This window comes from Hamadaea sp. NPDC051192 (assembly GCF_040682475.1).
Classification (GTDB): Bacteria; Actinomycetota; Actinomycetes; order Mycobacteriales; family Micromonosporaceae; genus Hamadaea; species Hamadaea flava.
Genome location: NZ_JBFBAZ010000050.1, coordinates 43,836 through 52,600, shown reverse-complemented (window position 1 = coordinate 52,600; position 8,765 = coordinate 43,836). Strand labels below are relative to the sequence as shown.

The following is an 8,765-nucleotide window of genomic DNA, read 5'->3' as shown; positions in this document are numbered from 1 at the left end:
GTGGGGGTGGGGGTTAGGGGGTCCAGATGACGTTGGGGTTGATGTGGCCGGTCCAGTTGAAGATGGCCATGTTGTCCCACTCGTCGCCGGTGCCGTTGATGTTCGCCGGGTCCCAGCCGTTGCCGGCGACGGCGTACCAGGTCGGCTCCCAGTAGAAGACACCGATCGCGCCGGCGTTCCGGGCGGTGTTCTGCACGTGGGTGAACTCGGTGGCCTGCCCTGCCCAGGTCGCCGCGTAGCCGCTGCACGGCGTGGAGCTGGACACCGCGTTCGCCTGGCTGTCGGCGTTGGCGGCGGTGAACGGGTACGCCGTCTCCATGATCGAGACCGGCTTGCCGTACCGGGTACGGGCGTCGACGATGACGTTGTACAGGTTGGCCAGCGAGCCGTGCCAGAAGCAGTAGTACGACAGGCCGGTGATGTCCCAGGTGACGCCCTTGGCGGTGATGCCGTCGTAGAACCACCGCATGTTGGCGTCGCTGTCCGCGTCGGCGGTGTGGATGATGACCTTGGTGCCGCTGTTGCACGCCTTGGTCGCGTTGTAGCCGGACTTCAGCAGCAGGCTCAGGTTGGTGAAGTCGTTGTTGACCACCTTGCCGTCGTTCCAGAGCATGCCGACGTTGATCTCGTTGCCGATCTGGACGCTGTCCGGCGTGGTGCCCTGCGCTTTGAGGCTGTTGCAGACGTCGTAGGTGTAGTTGTAGACGTCGGTCTGCAGCGCGCTGATGCCATGGCTGGCCCAGGCCGCCGGCTTGTACTGCTTGCCCGGGTCGGCCCAGGTGTCGGAGTAGTGGAAGTCGATGAGCAGGCTCAATCCCTTGGCCTTCACCGTCTTCGCGTACGCCAGCACCTTGGCCTTGTTGTTGTAGCCGCTGGCCGGGTTGTTCCAGACGCGCAGCCGGACGTAGTTGACGCCGAGCGCCTTGAGGATGTCGAGCGGATCACGGGCGACTCCGGACGCGTCGTAGTACGGCGCACCGAGGTCGATCGCCCGCTGCACGGACGAGACGTCCGCGCCGCGCATCGTGAGGGTGTTGGCTGCCACGGCTGGGGCCGGGGCGGTGAGCGTTCCGGCCGCGACGGCGACGGTGGCCGCGAGGGCGAAGAACGCGCGAGCGAGAGTGGGTCGGAGCATGTGGACTCCTCGACAGGGACGGGCGACGCCTCCCGGGCAGGAGGCTTCTGTGAACGTTCACAGTCAAGGAACCAGGGTGGTGGACCAACCCCGAGAAATCAATACCGATTTACCTGCACTAATGTCGATGGCTTACCTGTGCACGTTCACAGAACACTGCCGAGCGTTGATCATGGAGTTTCCGGGCGCGACACACCGTCGAGACAACAGTTAACTCCATGATCAACGAGGAAGGGCTGGGGACGAGGAGGGGGCTGGGGGCGGGGAGGGGCCTGGGGCGGGGAGGACGGGGGACGAGGAGAGGGCTGGGGCGGGGAGGGCTGGTGGGGCGGGGAGGGGCTAGGCGGGCACGACTACGACCTCGCCCGCCGGAACCGTCGCCCCGTACGCCGTGACCTCGGCCGATCCGTGGTTGACGAGGAACCGCTGCGAACCGCGTACGACGACCTCCAGGGTGTCGGGCAGGCCGACGGGGACGTCCACGCCGGCTGCGTCCAGCACCGACCCGAGCAGGTCGCGCAGGTCCGACGGGGCGGTCGCGACGTACCACGCGTGCCCGTCGCCGACGGCGTTGCGGGTCACGGCCGGACGGCCGGCGTCGGGACCGCTGGCGAACGCCCGGACCTGCGACGCCCCGGCGAGGTGCACGTGCTCGGACCAGATCCGGCCGTCCCCGCCGCCGTCGAGGGCCACCCGCTCCCCCGCCCGCAACGGGTGGAACTCCTCGACCCACAGCCCGAGAGTGTCGCGCAGCGCGCCCGGATACGGCCCGACCGGCACGGTGTCGTGCTCGTCGACGATCCCGGAGAAGTACGAGACGACCAGCGTCCCGCCGCCGTGGACGTACGCGTGCAGGTTCTTGGCCCCGGCCTCGCCGAGCAGATACAGGCTGGGCGCGACGACGACCTTGTACGCCGACAGGTCGGACTCGGGGTGGACGAAGTCGACGGTGACGTGCTCGCGCCACAGCTCGGCGTAGTACGCGTCGACGCGCTCCCGGAAGGCGAGGTCCACCGACGGCCGCCAGTCCAGTTCGAGCGCCCAGTAGGACTCGAAGTCCCAGACGACGGCTACCTCGGCCGGGACCGGCTCTCCGCGTACCGCTGAAAGAGCCGAAAGCTCGCCGCCCAGCGCGACCACGTCCCGCCACACCTGTGTGCCCGTCCCACCTTGCGGGACCATCGCGGAGTGGAACTTCTCCGCGCCGAAGCGCGAGGCGCGCCACTGGAAGAACATGACGCCGTCGGCGCCGCGTGCGACGTGTGTGAGGCTGTTGCGCCGCAGTTCGCCGGGGCCTTTGGCGATGTTGCGCGGCTGCCAGTTCACCGCGCTGGTCGAGTGTTCCATGATGATCCACGGCCGGCCGCCGCCGACGGAGCGTGCCAGATCGGCGGACATCGACAGGACGAGGTGGTTGTCCGGCTCTTCGGCGTTGAGGTAGTGGTTGTTGGAGACCACGTCGACCTCGCGCGCCCACTTCCAGAGGTCCATCGACTTGCAGTTGGTCGTCATGAAGTTCGTCGTCACCGGAACGTCCGGGGTGATCTGGTGCAGGATGTCGCGCTGGAGGATGTAGCAGGCCAGGTGCTCGTCGCTGGTGAAGCGGGCGAAGTCCAGGCGCTGCGCGGGATTGACGGCCGTGTGGTTGTGACGCGGCGCGTCGATCTGCTCCCAGTCGGTGTAGCGCTGGCTCCAGAAGATCGTCCCCCAGGCGTCGTTGAGCGCTTCGAGGTTTCCGTAGCGGGCGCGCAGCCAGGTCCGGAACGCGCGGACGCTCGCCGGGCAGTAGCACTCGCCGAGCGGAGCGCCGTACTCGTTGTGCACGTGCCACAGGACGAGCGCGGGGTGGTCGCGGTAGTGCTCGGCCAGGGCCGTCGCGAGGCGGGCGGTGGCCGCGCGGTAGTCGGGCGAGCTGGGGCACGAGTGTTCCCGCCCGCCGAATCCCACGCGTACGCCGTCGCGCGTGACCGGCAGGCTGTCCGGGTACGCCTGGACGAACCAGGCCGGCGTGGCCGCCGTGGGGGTGGCGAGGTCGACGGCGATCCCGTTGGCGTGCAACCGATCCACGATCTCGTCGAGCCAGCCGAACTCGTACCGGCCCTCTTCCGGCTCCAGGAGCGCCCAGGCGAAGATGGCGACGCTGACCATGGTCACTCCGGCCTCGCGCATCAGCTCGACGTCCTCCAGCTGCACCTCACGGGGCCACTGCTCCGGGTTGTAGTCGCCGCCGTAGGCGATCCCCGCGGGGCGTGCCGGAAAACGTGCCGTCACGGCACCCTCCTCGAGTCGAGCACTCTGTTCTGTGAACGTGCACAGTAGCGAACCGGCCGTTCCGGCGGTAGATCAGGTCCGGTTACTCCCAGCTTTCTTTCGCGTTGTGCAGGGGTTGAGCAGCGAACTTAACGGCTTTGCAACGTCCGCTTGACTCGGCCGAAGTGATGACACACACTGTTCGGCACCTGTGAACGTTCACAGACACATGATCTGGCTTCGCATATCCCCCAACCCCCACCACCCCGACTTTTCACATGCCGGAGGAACAATGCCCCACGGACTCCCCCGCCGTTCTGCGCTGGGCCTGCTGCTCGGCGCCGCGGGCGCGGCCGCCCTCGGTGGCGTAGCCGCCTGTTCCAGCGACGACGACAAGACGACGGCGACCCCTGAGGAAACCGGTCCGGTCGAGCTCGTCTACTGGACCTGGGCGCCGAACATGGACAAGATCGCCGAGGTCTGGAACAAGGCGAACCCCAACATCAAGGTCACGATCAGCAACCAGGGCGGCGGCAACGAGTCGGCGGCGAAGTTCCTGACCGCCGCGAAGGCCGGCAACGCGCCCGACATCATGCAGGCCGAGTACCAGATGCTGCCGTCGTTCGTGGCGGCCGAGGCGGTCGCCGACATCAAGTCGCTGGTCAGCGGGGCGAAGTCGGCGTTCAGCGACGGCCTCTGGGGACTGGTGACGCTGGGCACCGACGCCGTCTACGGCCTGCCGCAGGACAGCGGCCCCATGGGCCTGTTCTACCGCGTCGACCTGCTGGAGAAGTACGGCGTCGCCGTCCCCAAGACCTGGGACGAGTACGCCGCGGCCGCCCGCAAGGTGCACGCCGCCGACAAGTCGGTCTACTTCGGCGGCTTCTCCAACAAGGACGGCGGCTGGTTCGCCGGCCTGTCGCAGCAGGCCGGCGGCCAGTGGTGGTCGATCGCCGGGGACTCCTGGAAGGTCGGCATCAACGACGCCGCCACCACGAAGGTCGCCGAGTTCTGGGGCGGCCTCGTGAAGGACGGCGTGGTCGACACCCAGGCGTGGTGGTCCAACGAGTGGAACGCCGCGTTCACCAACGGCAAGCTGCTCACCTGGTGCTCGGCCGTCTGGGCGCCGGGCGTGCTGTCGAGCAACGTGCCGAGCACCAAGGGCAAGTGGGCCATGGCCCCGCTGCCGCAGTGGACCGCCGGCGAGAGCTTCAGCGGCTTCTGGGGCGGCTCGGCCGCCTCGATCTCGGCCTCCTCCAAGCACAAGAGCGCCGCCGCCAAGTTCCTCACCTGGCTCAACACCGACCCGGCCGCGGTCGACCTGCTCGTCAAGCAGGCCCAGGTCTACCCGGCCGCCAGCGCCGGCCAGTCGTCGCTGACGACCCCGCCGGACTACTTCAGCAACCAGGCGAGCTTCTGGAAGGACGCCGCCGCCATCTCCTCCGGCGCTCGCGGCTTCACCTTCGGGCCGAACGTCAACGCCGCGTACACCGCGTACGAGGACTCGTTCGGCAAGGCCATCCAGGCGAAGTCGTCGTTCACCGACGCGCTCACGTCGGTGCAGCAGGCGACGATCGCCGACATGACCAAGGCCGGGTTCAAGGTCGCCTCCTGACATGTCTTCGCGCCCTCCACGGACCGGCGCCCGCCTTCGGGCGGGCGCCGTGCCCTACCTCTTCCTCGCTCCGGCGATGGCGCTGTTCGTCGCGTTCTTCGCCGTCCCCATCGGGTACACCCTCTACCTGGGCACCCGGGGGACCAAGGTCAGCGGACTCGGCCTCGGCAAAGGCTCGCGTCGTGAGGTCTCGGTCGGCTTCGACAACTACAAGGCCACGCTGACCGACCACGAATTCTGGGCGGGCTGGCTGCGGGTCCTCGGCTACGGGGTCGTCGTGCTCACCGTGATGCTCGGGCTCGCGGTCCTGTTCGCGCTACTACTCGACTCCGCCCACGCGCGGCTCAAGCGGGTGTCCCGCATCGCGATCTTCCTACCGTACGCCGTGCCGGGCGTCGTGGCCTCGCTGCTCTGGGGTTTCCTGTACCTGCCCAGCCTGAGCCCGATCCACGCGGTGCTGCGCTGGTTCGGCCTCCAGGCGAACCTGTTCGACCCCGGCGTCGTGATGTTCTCGATGGCCAACATCGCCGTCTGGGGCGGCACCGGGTTCAACATGCTGGTCCTCTACACCCACCTGCGCTCGATCTCGCCCGAGTATTACGAGGCCGCCCGGCTGGACGGCGCGAGCGAGTTCCAGATCGCGACCCGCATCAAGCTGCCGATGCTGGTGCCGTCGCTGATCCTGACCACGGTGTTCTCCATCATCGCCACCTCGCAGGTCTTCACCGAACCGATGACGTTGCGGCCGATCTCGAACACCATCAGCTCCACCTGGAGCCCCCTGATGATGGTCTTCACGCAGGCGTTCAAGAACCTCGACCTGTACTCGGCCGCCGCGACGTCGATCGTGATCGCGGCGATCTCCCTGGTGTTGTCCTTCGGCTTCCTGCGCGTCGTCCGCAAGCGAGCCTTCAGCGAGGAGTCCTGATGCGCCGCCGCTTCGGCCTCACCCCGACCGTCCTGCTGCTCATCGGCGCGGTCTACAGCCTGCTGCCGGTGGTCTGGGTGCTCATCGCCGCCAGCAAGTCACGCGCGGAACTGTTCTCCAGCAACGCCTTCCAGCCCGGCACCGGGCTGTGGGACAACCTCGTCGAGCTGACCGACCACCGCGACGGCATCTTCTGGCGCTGGACCCTCAACACCGCCTTGTACGCCGGGGTCGGCGCGCTGCTGTCCACCATGGTCAGCGCGATCTCCGGGTACACCCTGGCGAAGTTCCGGTTCCCGGGCCGGAACCTCATCTTCAACCTGCTGATCGGCGGCATCCTGGTGCCCTCGGTGGTGCTGGCGATCCCGCAGTACCTGCTGCTGGCCAAGGTCGGGCTGGCCGACACCTACTGGTCGGTGCTGCTACCGGGCATCCTGCATCCCTACAGCATCTACCTGGCTCGCGTGTACGCCGGCGCGGCGATCCCCGACTCGATGATCGAGGCGGCCCGGATCGACGGAGCGGGCGAATTCCGGCTGCTCAACCGGATCGCGCTGCCGATGATGGTGCCCGGCCTGGTGACGATCTTCCTGTTCCAGTTCGTCGCCATCTGGAACAACTTCCTGCTGCCGTTCATCATGCTGGCCGACGACCGGAAGTTCCCGCTGACCGTCGGCCTCTACACCTGGCTGGCCACCGGCGCCAACCAGCCCGCCCTCTACACCCTGGTCATCACCGGCGCGCTCATCTCGATCATTCCGCTCATCGCGCTGTTCCTGACCATGCAACGCTACTGGCGTACCGACCTCACGAGCGGAGCTGTGAAAGGCTGATGCACGTGAGCCCACGCGTCTCCCGTCCCACCATCCACGACGTGGCCCGCGTCGCCGGAGTCTCCCGCGGCACCGTGTCGCGGGCGATCAACGGCGACGCGTACGTCAGCGCCGCCGCGCTGGCCGCCGTGCAGCGAGCGGTCGCCGAGACCGGCTACGTCGTCAACCGGGCCGCCCGCAGCCTGGTCACCCGGCAGACCGGCTCGGTGCTGATGGTGCTGTCCGAGCCGCAGGAGAAACTGTTCGAGGACCCGAACTACAGCACGCTCATGCGGGTCGCGATGCGCCGCCTCGCCGAACGGGACATCTCGCTGGTCATGATGCTGTCCGGCAACGACGGCGACCGGGACCGGGTGGTGCGCTACGTGCGCGGCGGGCACTGCGACGGCGTACTGCTGGTGACGACGCACTCGGGCGATCCGCTGCTCGACGAGCTGAGCCGCCAGCACATCCCGGCGGTGACCTGCGGCGAGATCCCCGGCGGCCGGCACCAGGTGCCGTTCGCGGCGGCCGACGACCGCGGCGGCGCCCAGCGGATGACGCAGTACCTCGCCGACTCCGGCCGCCGCCGGATCGCCACCATCACCGGCCCGCTCGACACCCCCGGCGGGCTGCTGCGGCTCGAAGGGTTCTGTGACGTCCTCGGGCGCAAGGCCACCAAGAAGCTCATCGCGTACGGCGACTGGACCCGCCGCAGCGGTGAACTCGCCATGACCGAACTGCTGGCCCGCTCGCCCGACCTCGACGCCGTCTTCGTCGGCAACGACCTGATGGCGGCGGGCGCCCTCGCGGCGCTGCGGGCCGCGGGCCGCCGCGTACCGGAGGATGTCGCGGTCGCCGGGTTCGACGACTCGTCGGTGGCGATGTCGACGCATCCGCTGCTGACCACCATGCGCCAGCCGCTGGAACAGGTCGCCGAGGAGACCGTACGCCTCCTGCTCGAACTGATCGACGGTTCGGAGACGGTCGACTCCGTCGTCCTGCCGACCGAACTGATCGTCCGCGAATCCGCCTAGCCCCACCTTTAGCGGCAGATCACGGATATGCATGCGATCTTTGGCAGTTTTGGGCTGCATAACCGTGATCTGATCGCTACGCCGCCGGGCGGCGCGGCTCGACGAACCAGTCGTAGTAGGGCCATTCGTCGTCGCCGAGGTCGATCGTTCGGGAGTGCCGCCATCGCAGCAGTTCACGGCGATCCTCGGGGGACAGATCGCTGACGTCCGCGGTCCTGCTCATCTGCGGGTTCAGGCGCAGGTCGACGTTGTAGTGCAGCTCGTCGCCGACGAGGTAGTCGCGGCGGAAGTCGGTGCCCCACTGTGAGTTGCTTCCCCAGCCGTGCGACAGGTCGCGGGCGAGCCGGTGCCGCCGCCACCACGCCCAGTAGAGGCAGGATTTCGTGGCGATGACGGGGTCGAGGTGGTTGGCTCCGGCGCGTACCGTGACACCGGCTCGAACCAGGACCATCGCGCCGAGGAAGGCGCCCGGCCACAGCTGGTCGACCAGCGTCGGTGGCTCGTCCGGGTCGTCAGCCGGTAGGACGCTGACGACCTCGTGGAAGAACGGGTGGAACGCGTCCTCGGCGATCTCCACCGCTCCGGCGGCTGGCAGGAACTCCGCCCAGGCCGTTGGAGACGGCAGCGGCCCGATCCACCAGGGCTCGCCAGTGGTCCAGTTCTGCAGCGCCGGGTCGTCGTCGACCGGTTGATGCGGCGCGATGAGGATCTCCGCCAAGCGCGACACCGCGTACAGCCCGAAGGTGACGTCGTCGGTGACCTTGCGCCGGTGACTGTCGGGCCGCCCGATCTCCCGGAGTTCGGTCGTGACCTCAGGATGCTCCGCCAGCCAGGGCAGCAGCACCTCGGCACCGAAGCCCGGCTCGCCCCGGTCACGCAGGTCCAGGATCAGATCCCGGACCTGCCACAGCTGCGTCTCCTCCACGCCCGGATACGCTAGATCGTCGCGTATCGGCGGTCACGCGGATTTCCGCGGACTGAGCACCGG

General features: G+C 68.3%; 7 protein-coding genes. 4 read left to right on the top strand and 3 right to left on the bottom strand.

Annotated elements, in window-relative coordinates:
• Window positions 1-13: 13 nt before the first annotated feature.
• Both AB0M47_RS21970 and AB0M47_RS21965 read right to left on the bottom strand, forming a co-directional pair.
• Window positions 14-1,135: a glycosyl hydrolase 53 family protein gene (locus AB0M47_RS21970; RefSeq protein ID WP_363416630.1), complete on the bottom strand. Its 1,122-nt coding sequence runs from the start codon at window positions 1,133-1,135 to the stop codon at window positions 14-16.
• 339 nt (window positions 1,136-1,474) lie between these two features.
• Complete coding sequence (locus AB0M47_RS21965) at window positions 1,475-3,406, bottom strand: beta-galactosidase (protein WP_363416627.1); 1,932 nt, start codon at window positions 3,404-3,406, stop codon at window positions 1,475-1,477.
• A 271-nt stretch (window positions 3,407-3,677) separates the two neighbouring features.
• On the opposite strand from AB0M47_RS21965, the gene AB0M47_RS21960 reads away from it, so the two are divergent.
• Genes AB0M47_RS21960 through AB0M47_RS21945 form a run of 4 tightly spaced genes read left to right on the top strand, consistent with a single transcriptional unit; the run spans window position 3,678 to window position 7,777 of the window.
• Entirely contained in the window at window positions 3,678-5,000 is a 1,323-nt protein-coding gene (locus AB0M47_RS21960) for an extracellular solute-binding protein (RefSeq protein WP_363416624.1), read from the top strand.
• 1 nt (window position 5,001) lies between these two features.
• Window positions 5,002-5,928: a sugar ABC transporter permease gene (locus AB0M47_RS21955; RefSeq protein ID WP_363416621.1), complete on the top strand. Its 927-nt coding sequence runs from the start codon at window positions 5,002-5,004 to the stop codon at window positions 5,926-5,928.
• On the top strand, window positions 5,928-6,761 hold the full coding sequence (locus AB0M47_RS21950; RefSeq protein ID WP_363416618.1) for a carbohydrate ABC transporter permease: 834 nt from the start codon (window positions 5,928-5,930) through the stop codon (window positions 6,759-6,761). Before AB0M47_RS21955 ends, AB0M47_RS21950 begins: the two co-directional genes overlap by 1 nt.
• On the top strand, window positions 6,761-7,777 hold the full coding sequence (locus tag AB0M47_RS21945) for a LacI family DNA-binding transcriptional regulator (RefSeq protein ID WP_363416615.1): 1,017 nt from the start codon (window positions 6,761-6,763) through the stop codon (window positions 7,775-7,777). Before AB0M47_RS21950 ends, AB0M47_RS21945 begins: the two co-directional genes overlap by 1 nt.
• Window positions 7,778-7,853: 76 nt before the next feature.
• Here the strand turns inward: AB0M47_RS21945 and AB0M47_RS21940 are convergent, their stop codons facing one another.
• The gene (locus AB0M47_RS21940; protein ID WP_363416613.1) at window positions 7,854-8,702 is read right to left on the bottom strand and encodes a hypothetical protein; all 849 of its coding nucleotides are present in this window, start codon (window positions 8,700-8,702) and stop codon (window positions 7,854-7,856) included.
• Window positions 8,703-8,765: the final 63 nt, after the last annotated feature.

Coding starts and splice junctions, on each gene's coding strand:
- AB0M47_RS21955 (WP_363416621.1), top strand. CDS start 5,002: ATGTCTTCGCGCCCTCCACGGACCGGCGCCCGCCTTCGGGCGGGCGCC.
- AB0M47_RS21945 (WP_363416615.1), top strand. CDS start 6,761: ATGCACGTGAGCCCACGCGTCTCCCGTCCCACCATCCACGACGTGGCC.
- AB0M47_RS21970 (WP_363416630.1), bottom strand. CDS start 1,135: ATGCTCCGACCCACTCTCGCTCGCGCGTTCTTCGCCCTCGCGGCCACC.
- AB0M47_RS21960 (WP_363416624.1), top strand. CDS start 3,678: ATGCCCCACGGACTCCCCCGCCGTTCTGCGCTGGGCCTGCTGCTCGGC.
- AB0M47_RS21950 (WP_363416618.1), top strand. CDS start 5,928: ATGCGCCGCCGCTTCGGCCTCACCCCGACCGTCCTGCTGCTCATCGGC.